The sequence below is a fragment of the Nonomuraea sp. NEAU-A123 genome (assembly GCF_018603905.1).
GTDB lineage: Bacteria > Actinomycetota > Actinomycetes > Streptosporangiales > Streptosporangiaceae > Nonomuraea.
The window spans coordinates 219,714-237,412 of the sequence record NZ_JAHFZZ010000002.1; the positions used below are offsets into that span (position 1 = coordinate 219,714).

Annotated in this window: 15 protein-coding genes; 5 read left to right on the plus strand and 10 right to left on the minus strand. The window is 71.2% G+C overall.

What is annotated here, in order from left to right; all coding sequences use genetic code 11:
- The first annotated feature begins 248 nt into the window (after positions 1-248).
- Positions 249-2,597: a hypothetical protein gene (locus KLK06_RS05105; protein WP_214634128.1), complete on the plus strand. Its 2,349-nt coding sequence runs from the start codon at positions 249-251 to the stop codon at positions 2,595-2,597.
- Between the two features lie 32 nt (positions 2,598-2,629).
- Here KLK06_RS05105 and KLK06_RS05110 read toward each other — a convergent pair whose 3' ends face one another.
- The 7 genes from KLK06_RS05110 to KLK06_RS05140 all read right to left on the minus strand — a co-directional run bounded on the left by KLK06_RS05110 (position 2,630) and on the right by KLK06_RS05140 (position 8,737).
- A complete protein-coding gene (locus KLK06_RS05110; RefSeq protein WP_214634129.1) occupies positions 2,630-3,052 on the minus strand; it encodes a hypothetical protein in 423 nt (140 codons plus the stop codon).
- A gap of 145 nt (positions 3,053-3,197) precedes the next feature.
- Positions 3,198-4,544, minus strand: a complete 1,347-nt coding sequence (locus KLK06_RS05115; RefSeq protein WP_214634130.1) for an MFS transporter — start codon at positions 4,542-4,544, stop codon at positions 3,198-3,200.
- A gap of 130 nt (positions 4,545-4,674) precedes the next feature.
- The gene (locus tag KLK06_RS05120) at positions 4,675-5,280 is read right to left on the minus strand and encodes a bifunctional 4-hydroxy-2-oxoglutarate aldolase/2-dehydro-3-deoxy-phosphogluconate aldolase (protein WP_214634131.1); all 606 of its coding nucleotides are present in this window, start codon (positions 5,278-5,280) and stop codon (positions 4,675-4,677) included.
- Positions 5,267-6,028, minus strand: a complete 762-nt coding sequence (locus KLK06_RS05125) for an IclR family transcriptional regulator (protein WP_214634132.1) — start codon at positions 6,026-6,028, stop codon at positions 5,267-5,269. Before KLK06_RS05125 ends, KLK06_RS05120 begins: the two co-directional genes overlap by 14 nt.
- Positions 6,000-6,959: a sugar kinase gene (locus KLK06_RS05130; RefSeq protein WP_308168105.1), complete on the minus strand. Its 960-nt coding sequence runs from the start codon at positions 6,957-6,959 to the stop codon at positions 6,000-6,002. The genes KLK06_RS05125 and KLK06_RS05130 overlap by 29 nt, the downstream gene beginning before the upstream one ends.
- On the minus strand, positions 6,960-7,694 hold the full coding sequence (locus KLK06_RS05135; protein WP_214634133.1) for an SDR family oxidoreductase: 735 nt from the start codon (positions 7,692-7,694) through the stop codon (positions 6,960-6,962). It lies immediately after the preceding gene.
- Complete coding sequence (locus tag KLK06_RS05140) at positions 7,691-8,737, minus strand: zinc-binding dehydrogenase (protein WP_214634134.1); 1,047 nt, start codon at positions 8,735-8,737, stop codon at positions 7,691-7,693. The genes KLK06_RS05135 and KLK06_RS05140 overlap by 4 nt, the downstream gene beginning before the upstream one ends.
- Positions 8,738-8,842: 105 nt before the next feature.
- Here KLK06_RS05140 and KLK06_RS05145 point away from each other — a divergent pair, with 105 nt between their 5' ends.
- Positions 8,843-10,030 carry an enolase C-terminal domain-like protein gene (locus KLK06_RS05145; RefSeq protein ID WP_214634135.1) on the plus strand — a complete coding sequence of 396 codons (1,188 nt, stop codon included), beginning with the start codon at positions 8,843-8,845 and terminating at the stop codon, positions 10,028-10,030.
- Between the two features lie 37 nt (positions 10,031-10,067).
- A complete protein-coding gene (locus KLK06_RS05150) occupies positions 10,068-10,481 on the plus strand; it encodes a nuclear transport factor 2 family protein (protein ID WP_214634136.1) in 414 nt (137 codons plus the stop codon).
- 241 nt (positions 10,482-10,722) lie between these two features.
- Here the strand turns inward: KLK06_RS05150 and KLK06_RS05155 are convergent, their stop codons facing one another.
- Positions 10,723-11,361 (minus strand): helix-turn-helix domain-containing protein, encoded by a 639-nt coding sequence (locus KLK06_RS05155; RefSeq protein WP_308168106.1) that lies wholly within the window; start codon positions 11,359-11,361, stop codon positions 10,723-10,725.
- Positions 11,362-11,460: 99 nt separating this feature from the next.
- On the opposite strand from KLK06_RS05155, the gene KLK06_RS05160 reads away from it, so the two are divergent.
- A complete protein-coding gene (locus KLK06_RS05160; protein WP_214634138.1) occupies positions 11,461-12,390 on the plus strand; it encodes an NADP-dependent oxidoreductase in 930 nt (309 codons plus the stop codon).
- Between the two features lie 97 nt (positions 12,391-12,487).
- Positions 12,488-15,778, plus strand: a complete 3,291-nt coding sequence (locus KLK06_RS62210) for a WD40 repeat domain-containing protein (RefSeq protein ID WP_214634139.1) — start codon at positions 12,488-12,490, stop codon at positions 15,776-15,778.
- Between the two features lie 2 nt (positions 15,779-15,780).
- Here KLK06_RS62210 and KLK06_RS05170 read toward each other — a convergent pair whose 3' ends face one another.
- The gene (locus tag KLK06_RS05170; RefSeq protein WP_214634140.1) at positions 15,781-16,683 is read right to left on the minus strand and encodes an alpha/beta fold hydrolase; all 903 of its coding nucleotides are present in this window, start codon (positions 16,681-16,683) and stop codon (positions 15,781-15,783) included.
- Between the two features lie 65 nt (positions 16,684-16,748).
- Positions 16,749-17,582, minus strand: a complete 834-nt coding sequence (locus KLK06_RS05175) for a pentapeptide repeat-containing protein (protein WP_374197099.1) — start codon at positions 17,580-17,582, stop codon at positions 16,749-16,751.
- Positions 17,583-17,699: the final 117 nt, after the last annotated feature.

A 17,699-nucleotide genomic window follows, 5' to 3' on the forward strand; every position in this document is an offset into this window, starting at 1 on the left:
AGGCGCATAGTGGCCAGGCTTTGGGTGCGATGACGTGCCAAAACTCCAAAAGGTGGGCATAGTGGACAGGAGTTATTGGTGGTGCCGGTGAGGTAGGAGAGGGTGTCAGGCGAAGTGGCGGGCGAGAGCACTGAGAGCTGAGTGTCATGTGGCTTGACGGGCTTCCGGTTCCCGCGTGGCTGCGGCCGTGGGTCGGCTGGGTCGTGGGGACGGATTGGCCGCAGGGAGACGAGCGGAGCTTGTTCCGGTTGGCCGATGCGCTCGTGGCGGCCGCGCGGAAGGTGGTGGCCGGGGTTGACGGCTTGGCGGAGTGGCTGGCCGGCCGGACGCAGGGGGAGTGGGATGGGGACGCGCTCAAGGCATTCGTGAAGCGGGTCGACAAGACCGTTGGAGGGCGGAAAGCCCGGTTGGTGAAGCGGCTCGTGTCGTTCGCGATCGAGCTGAACGAGCTTGGGGTGCAGGTCCAGTACACCAAGCGGATGATCAAGCTGGCCGTGATGCTGTTCGTGGTCCAGATGCTCTGGCTGACGTGGGCGCTGTTGCATCCGGCCGGGCGGTTGACGGCGCAGGGGCTGTTCAAGGTGCGGGCTGAGGCCGCGCGGTGGACGGTCAGGCAGTTCAGGCAGCGGCTGATGGTGAACGTCGCACTGTTCGGGGCGTTGATGGGCGGGATGGACCTGTACGTACAGGCCACCCAGACGCGGCGCGACCACATCGACCTCAAGCAGTTGGCGACCTCCGCGGGGATGGGAATGATGACGGGCGGGCTGCTGACGGGATTGGCGTGGGCGTTGCCTACGCGGTCTCTGTGGATGCTGATGGGGCATTCGGGGGTGGCGTCGGCGGGGGCGACGATGGCGAGTTCGCTGATGAGCGGGCAGCCACTTGACTGGACGCTGATGGCCAAGGCGTTCACCTCGGGGATGGTGGGCGGAGTGGACGCCCACTGGGCCAGTTGGGCGCCGGGCCGGGCCACGGGGCATGGCGGCGACGCGGCGCCGCTCCATTCGGAGGCCGGGCCCGTGCCCGAAGGGACTGAGGGGGGTTCGGCGCGAGGAGCGTCCGACGATGGCGGCGGGCCCACGCCGTCGCCGAGAGGGCAGGAGCGTGAGGCGTCCTCCCGGGCTGAAGCGGATGGGTCGGTACGGGGCGTACAGGATGGGGATGAGTCGGGCGCGGCGGCCGCTGGGAGGCGTACGGACCTGAGCGGCGTACGGGAAGAGCTTGCCGCGGATCACACGCCCCGCGCGGCGCATACCGGACGCATCGACCAGCTGATCAACCGGGACCCGCACGCGGACGTTGACCCCCCAACCGTGCGGTTGCGGCAGGAGGATGTGCAGACGTCCGGGGTGCGGCAGAACGATGGGGGACGTCCGGTTGATTCGTCCGGACCGCGCGCCCGTGAGGCCGTTTCGGGGCGGATCGAGGATGCGCCGACGGTGCGCCTGAGGGAGGGCGGAGCAGGGCGGGGCGAGAACGGTCCTGGTGGGCGTTCTCCTGGGCGGATCGAGGACACGCCGACGATCAGGCTGCGGCAGGGCGACGGGGGGCAGCCCGCTGATTCGGTCGGGCCGCGACCGGGCGAGGCGGTGACGGGCCGCATTGAGGACGCGCCGACCGTACGGATGCGGGAGGGCGCGCCCGAGCCGGGCAGGACGGTCGACGCGAACGGGACGCGGGACGCGGGGCAGGCCGCGGACGCGGGCAGAGCATCGGACCGGAGCAGGACGACAGAGGCGGGCCACGTGGCGGACGCCTCGGAGACGCCTGTGGCACAGGTCAGGCAGCCGTGGTACGCGCAGGAGGGTTTCCGCGAGCCGTCGCGCATCGGTCACTGGACCTTCCCCGGCGAACTGGTGCGCGGGCTGCTGTCAGGGATCAAGGACCGCATCCAGCTCAGCGGCGGGATGGTCAACGCAGGACATGTCGCAAGGCTGGTCTTCCACGACGGCAGTAGCGCGGTCGAGAAGGTGCTACAGAGGCCCGGGGTCGTTGACATCGAGGCGAAACATCCGAGACGTCGCGCCGATTCCGAGGAACTGGGGTCGCTCGTCTACGAGGCGGTCGGGGCGCGGGTTCCGCGGGTTTACCGGATGGGGCCGGATCGGCTGCTGATCGAGTTTCTGCATGGGTTCGGGCTGCCGAGGGCGCTGGGCAGACCCGGAGACGTCCTGGTGATCGGGCTCGGTGATGTGCTGACGCTCAACGCGGACAGGTGGCGGACCAACTTCATGGTCGCCGAGGACGGCCGGACGGCGGGCATCGATCACGAGTTCTGTTTCATCGATCCCGCTGATCTGTCCATGATGCGGGGGCTGTCGCAGTGGGCCAGGCCGTTCTTCGACCGGTTCGAGGTCGTGGAGGGGCCTGAGGGGGCTCAGTTCGCGTTCAAGTGGAGGGACAACGAGCTCAGTGCCTCTGATGTGGCGCGGATCGAGGCGCGGCTGCGCGAATTGGAGCCGCACTTCGCGGCCAGGGGCAGGCAGGATTGGTACGCGGGGCTGATGCAACGGTGGGAGGGGATCGCCCGGCATGCGGCCAACGGGCCGGGGTCGATCATCGATCCTCCGCCGCTGTCACCAAGTAGGGAGTGAGGTGTTCGGCGTCCCGTACGGCAGAGAACGATCTAGAGGGTGAATCCACGTGTCTCGACCCCGACGGAACGGTTGGAGTCCCACTGGTACTTACAGTTGATCTTGTAAGTGTCGCCGTTGGTGCCATGGACGGTCTTGGCGGGAAGACGGAAGCTCCGGCCGTTGACGGACGTCCTTCGTGCGTCGCCTTCGTGGTTGTGCCAGTAGAGGGTATGTCTGTGGACCGGCCAGCAGCGCAGCACGCCGAAGCGGTTGGCGCCGCAGGAGCCGGTGGCGTAGAAGGTGAAGGTGTTCGCCGCGCTCCTCCAGGAGCCGTGTGCGGTGATCGTGCATCCGTAGGCGCTCGCGCTGTGGGACGTAACGCCATCGGCATAAGCCGGGGTGGCCGGCAAAGAGACAACGGCCAGCGAGGTGGCCGTCACCAGGGACAAGCTCAACAACGTGGAGCGGCTCATGAAACTAGCTCCTTCGCGCCGTGGCTACCTGGGCACTTGGCTTCATTAACCGCGACGACCACCTTTCGGTCAAGGGCGTAGCCGCGCCCCCGCATGGGCGGTCCGCGCCCGCACCGGGCACCCCGGTTTGGGCGCGAAACGGGACCTATGCCTGCTGCGCGCCCGTCAGCCCGGCGACCGCCCCGGACGGGCGCGGCAGGCGCCGCGAGAGCAGGACGGCGGCGATGGTGAGCAGCTGGCAGGCCACCGCGAAGACGACGACCAGCCACGGCGAGCCACCGGCCGCCTCCACCAGGGCGGTGGCGATGAACGGCGTGGTGCCGCCGAGGAGCATGACGTTGATCTCGCGCGAGGCCGCGATCGCGGTGAAGCGGTAGCGCGTCTCGAAGAGCTCGGACAGGAACGCCGACTGCGCCCCGAGCATGGCGCTCTGGCCGATCCCGTACGCGATGGCCATCGCGAGGATGATCAGCACGGGCTGGCGGGTGCCAAGCAGGAGGAAGTACGGCGCGATGTAGAGGGCCATGAAGACGGCGCCGCCCATCAGCACCGGCCCGCGCCCGATGCGGTCCGCCAGCTTGCCGAACAGCGGGACGGCGAAGACGCTCGAACCCGTCGCGGCCACCACACCGAGGGTGGCGACGGTCGCCGACACGCCGAGCGTGGTCTTGATGTAGCTCAGCGAGAACGTGTTGACCATGTAGCCCGCCACGTTCAGGCCCGAACCGCAGAGCAGACCCACGACCAGGCCGCGCGGCGCCTCGCGGAACGCCTGCATCAGCGGGATCTTCTGCGGCTCCTTGGCGGCCTTGCCGACCTCCTTCTTGGCCTCGACGAACTCCGGGGTCTCCTCGATCCGCTTGCGGATGAACAGGGCCACCCCGAAGATGACCAGGCTCGCGATGAACGGGACGCGCCAGGCCCAGCCCAGCAGGACCTCACGCGGGATGGCCGCCAGGATGGCGAAGAAGCCGGTGGACAGGACGAAGGCCAGCCCCACGGACGCCTGGGCGAAGGAGGTGTAGAAGGCCCGCCGGTTCGGGGGCGCGTACTCCGCCACCGTGGTCACCGCGCCCGCGAACTCCGCGCCCGCGCCGACGCCCTGCAGCATGCGCGTGACGACGAGGAGGATCGGCGCCCACACGCCGATCGACTCGTACGTGGGCAGCAGCCCGACCGCGACCGTTGCGATGCCCATGAGCGTGATCGTGAAGATCAATACGGGTTTACGGCCGACCCTATCCCCGATGTGCGCGGCCAGGAGCCCGCCGATCGGCCGGACGAAGAAGGCGACGGCGAAGACGGCGAAGGAGGCGAGGGTCCCGCCGACCTCGCTCTGCTCCGGGAAGAACAGCGGGCCGAAGACCAGTGCGGATGCCGCTCCGTAGAGGGCGAAGTCGTACCACTCGATGACGGTGCCGATGGAGCTGGCGATGACCACGCGCTTGGCGGCCCTGCTGTCGAAGGCGGGCGCGGTGGATGGATGTGACACAGGTGGCTCTTTTCTCTACTCGCCGTACGGGGCTAACGGACGAGCACGGTTGCATATGTTGCAACGCATGTGCGATAATTGCAACTGTATTTGGCCGGAAATATGCCTGTCAAGAATGGGTAACTCACCGTTATCGAGGAACCGCCTCCCGCAGCCGTACCAGCGCGTCCGGATCGTTCAACGCGGATCCGACCGCGACTCCCCGGCACCCGGCGGCGAGGAAGGCGGCCGCGTTGGCGGCGTCGATGCCGCCGGTCGCGACGAAACGGACGGCGGGGAACGGCGCGAGCTGCGCGGTGATCCAGCCGGGGCCGAGCTGCTCGGCGGGGAACGCCTTGAGCCAGGTGAAGCCATGTGACAGAGCCGTGGCGATCTCCGTGGAGGTGGCCACGCCGGGCAGGTGGGGGAGCCCGAGCCGCCGCGACTCCGCGACGACTTCGGGGTGAAGGCCGGGCGCGACCGTGAACGCCGCGCCCAGACGGCTGACCTCCGCGAGCTGTTCGGCGGTGGTCACCGTCCCCGCGCCGACGCTCTTGCCGTGCCGCCGCGCCGCGTCGAGCGCCGCACGCAGGGACGGCAGGGCGTCGGGCGTCTGTACGGGCACCTCGATGAGCTCGACGCCGAACGCCCAGGCGCGCTCGCATCTCTCCACGGTCGCCTCGGGATCGAGGTTGCGGAAGATGCCGAGAATCGGGTTACGGTCGAGGTGCCGGCCGAAGAACTCAGCGGCGTCCATATGCGTCTCCTCCCCAGCCCAGGTTCTTCGAGATCTGGTGGGCCGCTTCGCGGAAGTCGTCCACGTGCGCGCGCAGCTCCGCCAACGGTGCGACCGCTCGCAGAGCGGTGATGGAGATGCCGTGGGTGACCCGGCCGCGGGCGTCGAACACCGGCAGCGCCAGGCAGTTGATGTAGTCCTCGTGCTCGCCGTCGTCCTCGGCCCATCCCCGTTCCCGGGTGAGCGCGAGGTCCGCCTCGAGCGCGTCGGCGTCGGTGATGGTCGTGGGCGTGAAGCGGGTGAGGGCGGCGCCCTCCAAGATCCGCGCCCGGGTCTTCTCGTCCTGGTAGGCGAGGATGACCTTCGCGACGGCCGCGGTGTGCGCCTGGGCGGGCAGCCCGATGCGGGAGCCCATGGCCACGGTGCCCCGGCCGTCGATCTTGTCGACGTAGACGACCTGGTCTCCGGCCAGCTCACCGAGGTGGACCGTGTGCCCGTACTTCTCGCTCAGCTCGTGCAGGATCGGGTGCGCGAGGGAGCGGGCCTCGACCTGGTCGAGAGCCAACTGGCCGAGCGCGATGAGCTGGAAGCCCATGCCGTACGCGCCGCCGGGCACCCGCCGGACGAACCCGCCCTCCTCCAGCGTCTGCAGCAGACGCAGCGCGGTCGACTTGTGCACGCCCAGGTGCTCGGCGATCTGACCGAGCGTGCGGTGTCGTACGGAGACGAAACTGATGATGTCAATGGCACGGGCGACGGTCTGCGACATGGGTGTGCGCTCCTTTGGTGAGCAGCGTGACGATCTCGTCAGCGGAGGGAAGATCGGCCAGGTCGGCCGGAGACATCAGAACACGGGAAGCCGCGTAGTGCCCCAGCCGCAGCCGGGTCGCCTCGTCGCGGCCGTCCAGGAACCCGCTCAGCCAACCGGCGGCGAAAGCGTCGCCCGCGCCGACCGCGTCCAGGACCTCGACCGGCATCGACGGCTCGCGGTGCACGCCCGTGGGGGTGAAGCTGACCGCCTCGATAGCGGCGTCCTTCACGATCAGGTACGCCGGGCCATCGAGCAGCTCGCGCACGCTCTCCGCGTCCGACGTCCCCCACAGCGCCGCCGCCTCGTCCCGCCCGACGAAGACCACGTCGGCGCGCCGCGCGAGCTCCAGGAGCACCTCGGGCCCGTCGCCCGACCACAGGCCGGGACGGTGGTTGACGTCGAAGCTGACCACGGACAGCCCCAACGGGCGGTCGAACACGATGTGCCGGGTCAGGTCCAGGCACGGCTCGGAGAGCGCCGCGGTGATGCCGGAGATGTGCGTCACCCGGGACGGCAGCGCCGCCCAGCCGGCGACCTCGGCGGCGGTCATGGCCGAGGCCGCCGAACCCTGCCGGTAGTAATAGACCGCGGTGCCCGACGAGGTCGGATCCTTGAAGTACACGGCGGTGGGCCGCTCGGCGTCGCGGCGTACGAGATCGACGTTCACCCCGTGCGCGCGCAGCGCGTCGACGATGATGTCGCCCAGCGGGTCGCCGCCCACCGCACTGGCCCACGCCGTGCTGTGGCCGAGCTGGGCGAGCAGCGCCGCCACGTTCGACTCCGCGCCGCCCGGCCGCAGGATGTACGTGCTGTCCGCGTCGAGCCGCCCGCCGACGGGGGTGACCATCACCATGGTCTCCCCGATCGCGAGCACGTCTACTGGTCTCACTCATCCTCCGTAGGCGCTGGAGTCGATGTACATGCGGTTCCAGACGGGTGTGACGACGAGCTCGTTCACACAGACCTCCGGCGGCAGCGCGACGACCGAGCCGATGACGTCGGCGACGTGCTCCGGGCTCAGCATGCGCTCGAGCTCCGCTGCGGGAACGGGCACCGGCCTGGTCCGCAGGATCGGCGTGTCCACCTCGCCGGGGCACAGGTGGGTGGCCCTGATGCCGTGGCGGCCCTCCTGGTCGTTGAGCGACTGCACGAGCGCGCCGAGCGCGGTCTTGCTGGCGCTGTAGGCGGCGCCCGCCGCCGACATGAACTGCCAGCCCGCCCACGAGGAGACCACGATCACCTGGCCGGAGCCCGCCGCGCGGAAGCCGGGCAGGACGCTCAGCACGCAGCGGGTGACCGCGTTGAGGTTCGTGTCCACGACGCGGGCGAAGTCGGCGCTGGTCAGATCCGACCACCACCTGTTCTGCACGTTGGTGCCGGCCGAGCAGACGAGCAGGTCGAGCGCACCGGCGCGCTGCCGGGCCGCGGTCACGGAGTCGTCGTCGGTCACGTCCACCGGCACCGCCTCGGCCCGGCCTCCCGCGGCGACGATCTTCTCGACGGTCTCGTGCAGCGAGGTCTCGCGGCGGCCGGAGACCGTGACGTGGTAGCCGTCACGGGCCAGTCTGAGCGCCGCGGCCCGGCCGATGCCGCTGCCGCCGCCGACCACCCAAGCGCTGGTCATCGGTCGTCTCCGTTCTGGGAAGGGTCGATGAGGACCTTGACGCTGCCCTCGCCCCGGCCCGCCGCGGCGAACGCGTCGGCGGCCTCGGCGACGGGGAAGGTCCTGGTGGGCAGGCCGGACAGGGCCAGGTCGTCGTTCTCGAGCAGGGTGACGGCGGTGGCGAAGTCGTCGCGCGAGTAGACGCGGGTGCCGACGAGCCGGTGCTCGGCGAAGTTGACCGTACGGAGGTCCACTTCGGGCGGTGACTTGTAGACCCCGACGATCACGATCGTGCCCTGGATCCGCGCCGCCTCGGTCAGCTGCCTGGCCACGGCGGGATGACCGGCCGAGTCGAAGACGATGTCCGCGCCGTCGCCGGACGTCCGCTCGCGGATCGCGGCGGGCGTGTCCACGCCGGAGTCGAGCACCGGGAACCCGAAGCTCTCCGCGACACCGCGGCGCCAGGCGTTCGGCTCGACGATCACCACGTCCGCGGCCCCTCGATGCCTGGCCACGAGCGCGGTGAACAGGCCGATCGGGCCGCCGCCGTAAACGGCGACGGACTCGCCGCCGGTCAGGCCCGAGCGGGACACGGCGTGCACCGCGACCGCCAGCGGCTCGGCCAGCGCCGTGAGCTCGGGGGAGACGTCCTGGCGTACGGGATGGACCGCGCCGGCCCGTACGGCGACGAACTCGGCGAGACCACCGGGCTCGTCCACCCCGTACAGGCCGAGCGAGCGGCAGACGTGCGCGTTGCCCGACGCGCAGGCCCGGCACGGCGGGACGGTGCCGCGGTCGGCGCAGGCGATCAGCGGGCGGACCGCGACCTGGCTGCCCACGGGCGGGCCGCCCGGCGCCCTGGACTCCGCGACCGTGCCGGCGAACTCGTGGCCGAGGATCACCCCCGTCTCGGCGCGGGCGTGCTGGCCCCGCAGGATTGCCAGATCGGATCCGCAGATGCCGACCCTGGAGACCCTGACCAGCACCTCCCCGTCCGAGATCTCCGGGATCGGGGTCTCCTGCTGGGCGAGCCGATCCACCCCCGCCCATGTGACCACCCGCATGGAACACTCCTCGTTGCAAATGTCGCAATAGCTATGCTGCATTTGCAATATATCCGAAGCTTCCGCTTACCATGGCACAGGGTCTGGACCTTGAAGGAGTGGCAGATGGAGATCATCCGGGTTGAAGCGCGGCACGTCGGCCGGTCGATGTGGGGCGACTTCTGGCAGCAGCAGAAGAGCGTCCGCGGGCCGAGCCCGATGAACGGCTTCCCGCGGCGTGGTGACGGATGGTCCTGGTACACCTGGCCACAAGGCATCGTCGTGGTCCGGGTCACGCTCGCCGACGGCACGACCGGGCTCGGCTACAGCGAGGACGGCATCGGGGCGGCGACCACCATGGTCAACGAGCACCTGGGCCGCATCGCGACCGGGCTGGACGCGCGGGCGAGCGAGCAGATCTGGGAGCAGCTCTACCGCTCGTCCATCGTGTACGGCCGCAAGGGCGCCGCCATCGAGGCGATCAGCGCGATCGACATCGCGATCTGGGACGCGGTCGGCAAATCGCTCGGCCAGCCGGTGTACCGGCTGCTCGGCGGCCCGCACGGCAAGCAGGTCCGCGCGTACGCCAGCAAGGTGCAGCCCGACGACGACCTGGCGCAGGTGCGGCGCATGGCCCGCGACTACGCCGAACGCGGCTACACCGGAGTGAAGGCCAACTGGCCGTACGGCCCGGCGGACGGGCGGCGGGGACTGCTCGCCAACCTCCGCTACATCGAGGCGATCCGCGACGAACTGGACGACGACATCGAGCTGATGAGCGACGCCTACATGGGCTGGGATCGGCCCTTCGCCGTCGAGATGCTCCGCGGCCTGGTGGGTCTGGGCCTGCGATGGGTGGAGGAGCCGCTGATCCCCGACGACGTCGCGGGGCACGCCATGCTCCGCGGCCTGGGTCTCGTGCCGATCGCGACGGGCGAGCACGAGTTCACCAGGTACGGCTTCCAGCACCTCATCGACGCCGGCGCCGCGGACGTGCTGCAGCCCGACGTGCACCGCGTGGGCGGCATCACCGAGCTGCGGCGGGTGTGCCAGATGGCCTCGGGTTCCAGCATCGAGGTCGTCCCGCACGTCTACTCCGCCGCCACCCTCCACGTGGTGCTCTCCCAGCCCGACTGCACCTGGATCGAGCACCTCACCAACCCGTCCTTCTGGGGCCTCGACCAGCGGGTCGAGCCGCTGTTCCTGGGCGAGCCCGAGGTCGTCGGCGGGATTCCAGAGCTGCCGACGGAGCCCGGGATCGGGTTGCGGGTCAACGAGAAGGCGCTCCCCGAGCTGGCCGACTGGGTGGACTGATTGCTAAGTGGGGACTTCCCCATTTAGTCTGTCCCGCATGACACTAGACGCCGACGATCGCGCGGCCATCACAGAGCTGATCTCCCTGCACGGGCACCTGTTCGACGACGGCGAGCTGGACCGGCTGGACGAGCTGTTCACCGCCGACGTCGTTTACGACGCCTCGGACTTCGGCGTCGGATCACTGGAGGGCGTGGCGGCGATCAGGGAGGCCGCGCTCACACTGGGCGCGGCGAACCCCGTCGGCCACCACGTCACGAACGTCGTGCTCACCGAGATCGCCGACGGTCAGGTCCGCGCCCGATCCAAGGGGATCAGCATCATGGCGGGCGGCGGCGCCGGAAGCGTGATCTACGACGACGTCATCTCGTACGGCGACCAGGGGTGGCGGATAAGCCACCGCAAGATCATCGCCCGCCGGGCGCCCCTCGGCGGGCTCACGGCCCCCTGAGCGTGGCGGAACGAAAACGTCCGCGCCCGCTCACCGGACAAATCTGGTCATACCGGGTGGCAGGGTCGAACCAGGACTCTATAGGATCCGCGAAAGCGCTTTCCCATACCCGGGGACAACTGGTCGGTCCTGCTCGGGGCGTCGGTCCTGTCCATGATCCCCCTTGTCGCGATCTACCTGATCTTCCAGAAGTACGTGATGAACGCCAACCTCGGCGCGGGCCTGAAGGACTAGGGAGCCGTCACCGGCCCTGCAGCCGGAGCAGCGCCCGATACATCGCGGTAGGCGTCGGCGGGTCGGGGAGCGGCTCCGCACCCGGCCCGGCGAAGGCTTGGAGCAGGTATCCCAGCAGCCGCCGGTAGGTGCCGGGCGCCGCGTCGGCCGTGGCGGTGATGACACCCGCGCAGGCCATCAGCAACATCACGAGGTCCTCGGGCACGAAGTCGGCGCGCAGCCGGCCGGTCGCCTTGGCCCGGTCGATCAGCTCGACGAAGCCGTGATAGGCGCGGGCGCGCTCGGCCTCGAACTCCTTGGCCGTCGGCAGGCTCAACGTCAGCAGGTCGGCGAAGCCGCGATCGCTGGCCTGCATGGCGCACACCGCCTCCAGGTAGCCGCAGAAGCCGTGCCAGGGATCCGGGTCGGCCAGGGCGACGCCGACCGCGTCGGCGTAGGCGGCCATCTTGTTGTCGAACGCGGCCGCGATCAGCTCGTCCCGGGTGGGGAAGCGCCGGTAGAGGGTGGCGATGCCGACCCCGGCCTGGCGGGCGACCTCCTCGATGGGCGCGTCCAATCCCTGCTCGGCGAAGACACGGCGGGCGGCGGCGATGAGGCGTTCGCGGTTGCGGGCCGCGTCCGCGCGCAGCGATGGCGGGGTAGTCACCTCCCCAGCATACAAGTGGAGCGAGCCCTCCGATTATGCTGTTACGCTGATTCATAAATGGAGGGAACCCTTCATTTACTTCTGGAGGAAGGACCGCCCATGCGCGCTCTCGCCGTTACCGCCGTTCCCGGCAGCCCCACACTGACCGAACTGCCCACCCCGGCTCCCGAGGCCGGCGAGTTGCTGGTACGCGTCGCCGCCACCTCCGTCAACGGCTTCGACGCGGCCACCGCCGCCGGGATGCTGCAGGGGATGATGGAGCACCGCTTCCCGCTGGTGCTCGGCAAGGACTTCGCCGGCACCGTCGAGGCCGTCGGCTCGGACGTGACCGGTTTCACGGCCGGTGACGTGGTGTTCGGGGTGGTGATGAAGCCGTTCCTGGGCACCGGCTCGCTCGGCGAGTACGTCACCGTCGCAGCCGGCTACGGCGTCACGCGCGTCCCCGGCAAGCTCGGCGTCGCCGAGGCAGGCGCGCTGGGCCTGGCCGGCACGGCAGCGCTGACCGCCGTCGAGGCCCTCGACCCCCGGGGCGGGGAGAGCGTGCTGATCGTGGGCGCGACCGGCGGGGTCGGCGCGCTCGCGCTCCAGTACGCCCAGGCCCGCGGCGCCCAGGTGATCGCCACCGCGCGACCGGGCGCCGAGACCGACTTCGTCCGCGACCTGGCCGGGGACGGCATCGAGGTGGTGGACCACAGCGGCGACCTGGCGGCCCAGGTCCGCGCCCTCGCGCCCGGCGGGGTGTCCGCCGCCCTGCACCTCGCCGGTGACGGCGCCCTGGTGGCCGACCTGGTGACCGACGGCGGGCGGTTCGCCTCCACGTTGGGGTTCGCACCCGAAGGCGACCGGCTCACCGCGACCGCGGTCATGGCCGACCCCACCGTCGCCATCCTGGACCGGCTGGCCGCCGACGCCGTGGACGGTGCCATCCGGGTGCCCGTCACCCGTTCCTACCCGCTGGCGGAGGCGGCCCAGGCGTTCGACGACTTCGGCGCGGGCGCCATCGGCAAGCTCGCCATCACCCTGAGCTGAGGACCTTGCGCCTGCCTACGCAGGCAGAGCCGGTCCGCACCGACTGATGTACGAAGAGTCCCTCTCTGATCACGATGGGTGACGGTAGATTTCCCGTGTGGCGAACGGAGCGGATTTTCGCGAGGCCGGGATCGGAGCCGGGCGGCGGCGGCGTTTCGGCGGCCCCGCCGCCGGCTGCCCCTATCCCGGACTGATGTCCTTCCGCACGGAGGACGCGCGCTGGTTCTTCGGCCGTGATCGGGCGGTGGCCGACCTGGTGGGCCTGCTGGCCGATCCCGAAACGGCAGGCCATCCGGCGATCGTGATCGGCCCTTCGGGAGTGGGCAAGTCCTCGCTGCTGCGAGCCGGTCTGGCCCCGGCCGTGCTGCGAGGAGCGCTTCCCGGCCGCCGGCCCGGCCGGCCGAGTGTGGCGTACCTGACGCCCACGGCCCGGCCGATGCGCGAGCTGGGCGGCGTCGACTCCCGCACGCTGGTGATCGTCGACCAGTTCGAGGAGCTGTTCACGCTCTGCGAGGACGAGGCCGCGCGGCAGGCGTTCATCGCCGAGCTGTGCCACCGGTCGGCGGCCGGGCTCGCGGTGGTCCTGGGCGTGCGCGCCGACTTCTACGGCCACTGCCTGGCCCACCCGCCGCTGCTGGCGGCGCTGCGGGCGCGCTGCCTGCCGCTCGCCCCGATGGCGGCCGGGCAGCTCCGGCAGGCGATCAGCGAACCCGCCGCCGTGGCGCGGCTGGCCCTCGAACCCGGCCTGGTCGAGCTGCTGCTGCGCGACGTCGGCGCCAGGACCAGCGGCGCCTGTGACGCCGGGGCGCTGCCGCTGCTGTCCCACGCCCTGCGCGCCACCTGGCAGCAGCGGACCGGCAGCCTGCTCACGGTCGCCGGTTACGAACGCACCGGCGGCATCCGGGGCGCCATCGAGGTCACCGCCGAGCACGCGTACGCGCAGCTCGACGCGGCGCGGCAGCAGGTGGCCAGGCACACGCTGCTGCGCCTGGTCCACGTCGGCGACGGGGTGGCCGACAGCCGCCGCCGGCTCGCCCGCCACGCGCTGACCGGCGACGAGGCTGTGGAGGTCGTCGTCGAGGCGTTCATCCGGGCCCGGCTGCTGACGGCCGACGCCGAGTGGGTCGAGATCAGCCACGAAGTGCTGCTCGACGCCTGGCCCCGGCTGAAAGGCTGGATCGACACCGACCGGGCGGGGCTCCGGATCAGGCAGCAGCTCACCGATGCCGCCGAGGCGTGGGATCACGCGGAACGCGACGACTACCTCCTGCTGCGCGGCCCCCACCTGACCACGCTGCGCGAATGGGCCGACGCAGCGCCCGCCGGCGCCCTCACCCCTGTCGAGTGCGCCTTCCTCACCGCCAGTTGGGAGGGGCAGGAGTCCGAGCGGCTGGAGACGCTGAGGCGTAACCGCAGGCTGCGCCGCCTGGTCTGCGGCCTCGCGGTCACGCTGGCGCTGACCGTGGCCTGCGCTGTCGTGGTGGTCGGGCAGACGGGACAGGCACAACGGAGTTCCCTCGCCGGGCGGCTGTCCGTCGAGGCGGCTCGGCTGGCCGCATCCCGGCCGGAGGTGTCGGCGCTGCTCGCCGCGGCGGCCGTCGAGCAGGACCGCACGCCGCAGTCGCTCGGCGCGCTGATGAGCACGCAGGCAGGGGGGTTCGTGGCGCGCCTGGCCGGGCACAAGGCTCCTCTCTGGGGAGCGTCCTTCAGCGCTGACGGCTCGACGCTCGCCACCGTCGACCACGGTGGCCGCGCCTTGCTGTGGGATGCCCGCCGGCGGACCGTGCTCCATACGCTGGAAGACCTCTCCGCACGCCTCACCGCCATCGCCATCAGCCCGGACGGCCGCCTGGTCGCCGGGGCGGGAGACGACCGACGGCTGAGGATGTGGGACGCCGGGACGGGCCGGGTGCTGGCGACCCGCCCGCTGCCGGGCGGCGCGGCGATGGGCGGGCTCTCCTTCGATCAGAAGGGCGCGACCCTGGCCGTGGCCGGGACCGGAGTGGGGTTGTGGCGGGCCGGCGACCTGCGGGCGCTGCCGTCTCCGCCGTGGGGGGCCGACTCCATCGAAGGGACCGCGTTCAGCCCCGACGGCACCCTGCTGGCCGCCGCGGGCCACGACGGGAGGCTGCGGCTCTGGCGCACCGACGGCGAGGGCGGGCCGCCGGTGACCCTCAAAGCGGGCGCGCACGCGGTGCGCGACGTCGCCTTCAGCCCGGACGGCACCCGGCTGGCCGCCGCGGGCGACGACGGTGCCGTACGACTCTGGCGCACGTCCGACTGGCACCCGTCGGGCGTGCTGACCGGGCACCGCGGCACCGTGTGGGACCTCGACTTCCGCGGCGACGGCCGGCTACTCGCCACGGCGGGGGAGGACCAGCGGATCCTGCTGTGGGACGTGGCGGCCGGCCGCCGGCTCACCGAGCTGACCGGCCACAGCGCCCCCGTGCACGCGGTCGCCTTCCCGCGCCGGGGCACGCTGCTGGTCAGCGCCGCCGCCGACACGACCGGGGCCATCTGGGACACCGCAGGCTGGGAGGTCCGCGGCTGCCCCGAGCCGGAGTCGGTCGCGGCGGCATGGGGACCCTGGGGGCTGGTCACCGGCGCCGTCGACGGCGTCGTCCGCTATGGCGGACCGGCCGCCGCCACAGGACTGTGCGGGCAACTGCCTCTGCCGTACCCGCCGATCAGCGGCCTGGCCAGGGGCGGGAAGGACGGCGACCTGCTGGCGGTCGGCGCGGACACGGGACGGATCCGCGTCTGGGATCTCCGGCACCGCACCGAGCTCTACCGGCTCGACCACCCCGGCCCCGGAGCCGCGGACCGGAGCCGGGTCGCCATCAACCCCGCCGGCGACCTCGTGGCGGGCGGCTATGGCGAGGAGATCCTGGTGTGGCGCATCACCGCGGGTCAAGCCATCAGGACGGACACGTGGACGGCGTCCGGGACCGTCGGCGCGCTCGCGTTCGACCCCGGCGTGCGGACACTGACGACCGGCGAGGACCGGGCCGTCTACCTGCGGCGGCTCGGCGATCCCGCGTCGCGGCAGCTCCTCGTGGCCGGCACCTCGCCGATCACGGCGCTCGCCTACAACGCGGACGGCACCGTGCTGGCGATCGGCTCCGACGACGGCACGGTGCGGCTCTGGCAGGTCCAGGGGCGGCGCGAGCTGTTCGCGCTGTCCACCCGCCAGGGCGCCATCCGGGCGCTGGGCTTCGCCTCCGGCCGCCTGGCCGTCGTCGGAGCGCACGGCACGCTCCGCTGGTGGGACCTGGACGAAAGCGCGTCGCTCCGCCGCGCCTGCGACATCGCCTCCGTGCCCGAGCCACAGGAGTGGGCGCGGCTCGTCCCCAACATGAAGAGCCTTTCGCCGTGCGATCCCGTCTAGTGTCAGGTCTTCGGGTGGTCGAAGCCGTCCAGGATCGCGGTGAGCAGGTCGGCGAACTCCCGCGGGTGGGTCTGGTACGGGGTGTGCCCGCCGGGGAACTCCTCGCACGGCACCCCGAAGCGCTCGCTCAGGACGTGCGCGGGCCGGTAGTAGGGGCGGCCCACGCTGTCGTGGCCGGTGGCCAGGCACCACGGGATGGTGACCGTCTCCAGTGCCTTCAGGTCGGGCTGGTAGGACAGGAACACGGACAGCTCGCGGGTGAGCAGGATGTCGACGTTGCCCATGAGCCGGAACATCCCGCCCGGCTGCCGGCCGGTCACCCGGCCGGCCAGCGCGGCGCCGCCCATCGCCACCCGCAGAGCGCCGGCGGTCACGGCCCGCCCGGTGGGGTTGGTGAACAGCCGCGGCGCCTTGGGCAGGGTCATGGCCGAGAACGCGGCGAACCCCTGCATGGACCCCTCCCGCTCGGCGATGCCGACCAATTCGTCGAAGGCGCGCTGCTCGGGACTGTCCCGGCCCTCGGGCAGGACTCCGACCAGCGGCGGTTCGTGGACGACCGCGCCGCGCAGCCGGTCGGTGTGGCGGCTCAGGAGCTCCACCGTGATGATCGCCCCGGCGCTGTTGCCGAAGACGAAGGCGCGGTCGATGCCGTAGTGGTCCAGGATGGCGACCACGTCGGCCGCCTGCCGCGACACCGCGAGGGACGCGTCCGGTTCCACCAGCGGGCTGCGTGAGTTGCCCCGCCGGTCGAACGTGATCACCGTGAACCGCTCGGCCAGCGGGGGCACCGCGTCCGCGTACATGCCCGCGTCTCCGCCACCGCCGGAGACCAGCACCAAGGGCGGGCCTTCGCCGGCGACCTCGGTGTGCAGCCGCGCCCCGGGAACCTTTACTGTCTGCACCATAGCCTCCATTTTCTACACTGTAGAAGTGACTCTACGCCGTAGAAAGGCCTTGGGTGGCTGGGACGTCAGCGGGTTGCCCGCCGTGGCCGGTCGGGGACCGACCAGTGGGCCGGGCGGGTGAGGGTGGGCGACAGCTTCGTGGCGCCGTCGCCCTTGGCCGCGTTGAGCTGCGGCTGGGTGAGGAAGATGCTGCCGGTGAGGTCTGCTCCGCCGAGTTCGGTGCCCCGGAGGTCGGCGCCGATCAGGTCGGCCAGCCGCAGGTCGGCTCCCCTGAGGTCGGCGCCGATGAGGTAGGCCCCTCTGAGGTCGGCGGCCCGCAGGTCGGCACCCTTGAGCTTGGCTCCGATGAGGTCGGCGCCTCTGCGGTTCTTGCGGCGCGGGGTTCCGGCCCGGACGAGCTCGCTCGTACGCAGCAGCAGCTTGTTTACCGCCTGCCGGTGCGCGGGCACGTCCACGACCAGGAGGTCGTCGGCGTCGCCGCGGCTGAGACGTGTGGTCTCGTCGAGGGCGGCGCGGAGCTCGTCGTGGAGCTCGCGGGCCGGGTCCAGGGTCAGTGCCTCGGTCAGGTACCACAGCAGCTCGTGGAGCTGCCGCACGACCGGGAACACCGCGAACATCTGAGTGGCCGTCTCCGGAGCCCGCCGCCAGTCCCGCCCGCTGAAGGTGACCTGGGAGACCTTCTGACCGGCGCCGAAGCAGTCGTAGACCGTGCAGCCCGGGAAACCGCGCTTCCGCAGGTCGCGGTGGATGCCGCAGCGGAAGTCAGTCTCCAGGTTGGGGCACGGCTGTCCGGCGTTCTTGTCGATCGCGAAGTCGGCCGAGGCGGCGAACGGCAGCGCCACGCAGCACAGTCCGAAGCAGCTTTCGCAGTCGGCCTTCAGGGAATCGGACAAGGTCAGGCATCTCCTTCTGGGGGCTCAGGGTCCCGAGGGTACCTCAGCCCTCATCAGCGAGCCCTCGGCCATGGCGAGTTCACGACACGTCTGGATCTAGCCACCTTTCCGCGTAGACAACCC